The organism is uncultured Sphingomonas sp. (assembly GCF_964244235.1).
In the GTDB taxonomy this organism is placed as follows: Bacteria; Pseudomonadota; Alphaproteobacteria; order Sphingomonadales; family Sphingomonadaceae; genus Sphingomonas.
The window spans coordinates 1-2,218 of record NZ_CAXTII010000147.1; the positions used below are offsets into that span (position 1 = coordinate 1).

Annotated in this window: 3 protein-coding genes and 1 pseudogene; all 4 read right to left on the reverse strand. The window is 65.4% G+C overall.

Annotation, left to right across the window (positions count from 1 at the left end; translation table 11 throughout):
- Positions 1–138: pseudogene (locus ACFE7D_RS14375) on the reverse strand (pyrimidine utilization protein A); the annotation flags it as partial.
- A gap of 4 nt (positions 139–142) precedes the next feature.
- Complete coding sequence (gene rutD / locus ACFE7D_RS14380; protein WP_375396093.1) at positions 143–937, reverse strand: pyrimidine utilization protein D; 795 nt, start codon at positions 935–937, stop codon at positions 143–145.
- Entirely contained in the window at positions 937–1,320 is a 384-nt protein-coding gene (locus tag ACFE7D_RS14385; RefSeq protein WP_375396094.1) for a Rid family hydrolase, read from the reverse strand. Before ACFE7D_RS14385 ends, rutD begins: the two co-directional genes overlap by 1 nt.
- A 3-nt stretch (positions 1,321–1,323) precedes the next feature.
- Positions 1,324–2,055: a pyrimidine utilization protein B gene (gene rutB / locus ACFE7D_RS14390; protein WP_375396095.1), complete on the reverse strand. Its 732-nt coding sequence runs from the start codon at positions 2,053–2,055 to the stop codon at positions 1,324–1,326.
- Positions 2,056–2,218: the final 163 nt, after the last annotated feature.

Below are 2,218 nucleotides of genomic sequence, written 5' to 3' on the forward strand. Positions count from 1 at the left end.
CAGCAGGAAGTCGAGACCATGTTTCTCGGCGGCGACGGCGATGCGCTTGTTGAGGTCGAAGCTCGGCTTGTACTGCGGCGCGTTCTCGCTGATCAGCCAGCCATTATTGTTGATTGGCACGAAGACGCCGACCTGCATTCGCTCACTCCGCTTCGCTGTCGAGCCAGTCGAGCAGCCACATGTTGAAATGGTCCGCGCGCGTGACGTTGCACGCATGCCCCCCGCTCGCCATCCGCGCGAGTTGCGCGTCGGGCAGGCCCTTCGCCAGCACGTCCGAACAGCCGTGCGGCACGAGCATGTCGTCGTCGCTCGCCACCAGCAGCGTCGGCACCGCGATGTCTGGCAGGCGATGGAGAAGGTCGAAGCGACGGGCGGCGGCGATACGGCGCTGGATCATCTCGACACCGGGAAAATGCGCGATGCCCGCCTCCTCCTCGTCCGCAAGACGAGCGTGATGATCAGATATCCAGGGTGCCGGATAGAGGAACAGCGGCTGCGCATGCAGATACGCCCGCACCCCGCTGTCGCGGAGCAGCGATAGCCGGGTATCGAAGCACCGCGCGGTATGCGGATCGAGCCGCGCCCAGCCGTTGATGACGACCAACCGCGCCAGCAACGCCGGCTCGGCCAGCGTTGCGGCCAGCCCGATCAATCCGCCGATCGCATGGCCGATCAGCGTCGGCTTCACGACGCCGGTCTCACGGATGAGCAGCGCCAGGTCCGCCGCCATCGCCTGGATCGTCAGGTCGCCCGGCACCTCGCGCGACGACCGGCCGGTGCCGCGATGGTCATAGGCGATCACCCGGTGACGCTGGGCGAGCGAGGCCAGATTGGATTGCCAATAGCCCGCCAATCCGCCGAGCCCGGACGACAGGATGAGCACGGGCGCGTCGGCGGGGCCTTGCTCGTCCCAGAAAAGTCCCGACGCCTCGGGCATCAGCCGATATGCGCCACGGAGGCGATCTCGACCAGGCATTCCGGCTTGACCATTTCGACGATCAGGCAATAGCGCGCCGGCCTCGCATCCGGAAAATATTCGGCATAGACCTCATTGAACGCTGCATAATCACCAAGATATTTCAGGAAGATATGGTTCATCGCGACATCGGCCATAGTCGCGCCGGCTACCTCCAGCGTGGTCTTGATCGTGTCGAGCACATGCTTGGTCTGCAACCGGACATTGCCCGGGTTCAGCACCACCCCGCCCTCGCCCAGCGCCAGCACGCCCGAGACGTAAACGGTGTTCCCCGCCTTCACCGCGGCCGAATAGGGCGCGATCGGGGTCGGGAATTGCGGCGGGTTGATGGGTTCGAAGGGCATATATTATTCCTTGGATATCTGGCCGAAGCTGCCGCAGAAATCGGCGACGGTGGAGACCCAGCCGAAGAACTTCTCGACATTGTAGACGGTCGCCTCCTGCGTCATCGGCGGTCCCAGATGATGCGTTGCATCCTCCAGCATCACGCCGAAATATTCGAGGTGGAAGCCGTCGCGGAGCGTGCTCTCGACACAGACGTTGGAGGCGATCCCCACGAACACGATGTTGCGGATGCCGCGCGACCTGAGGACGCTGTCGAGCTGCGAGTTGAAGAAGGCGCTGTAGCGCGCCTTGTGGACGCGGATGTCGCCGGGCTGGGGCTTTAGCGCGTCGACCAGCTCGTAGTCCCAGCCGCCGCGCGCGAGCAGCTGGCCGTGGAGTTCGGGGCGTGCGCGCATCGTCTTCAGCGCGTTCGACTTGTGCCAGTTGGGCGATCCCGGGCCGCCTGCCTCGACATAGTCGGGGTCCCAGCCATTCTGCAGGAATATCACCGGCATGCCGGCACCCCGCGCGGTATCGAGGACCTGCGCGATCTTGCCGATGACGCCCGCCGTCCCGGCGATGTCGAACCCCGCCAGATCGACGTAACCGCCTTCGGTCGCATAGGCGTTCTGCATGTCGATGACGACGACCGCGGTTTCCGCCGGGTCGAGCCGCAACGCTTCCGGACGCGCGGGCAACGTGACCGCGGCGGCCGCGTTCGCGCCGGTGCGGAGGATGGGGGGAAGGTCGGTCATGGCGCGCCTGTTCGTTGTGCGACCGCGAAGCTGCGGGGAAGCGGGCGGCGATGCAAGCCCGTTTCGGGTCGCGGATGGTCGCCGAATCGGCTGGAAGTGGACGAACCACAGGTCGTGTCCCACGACGTGGTGTAGCTCGCGGTTGGGCATCGGCGATCTTCGG

Excerpts from the sequence above, each read along its gene's own strand:
- rutD (WP_375396093.1), bottom strand. The coding sequence starts at position 937 with ATGCCCGAGGCGTCGGGACTTTTCTGGGACGAGCAAGGCCCCGCCGAC.
- ACFE7D_RS14385 (WP_375396094.1), bottom strand. The coding sequence starts at position 1,320 with ATGCCCTTCGAACCCATCAACCCGCCGCAATTCCCGACCCCGATCGCG.
- rutB (WP_375396095.1), bottom strand. The coding sequence starts at position 2,055 with ATGACCGACCTTCCCCCCATCCTCCGCACCGGCGCGAACGCGGCCGCC.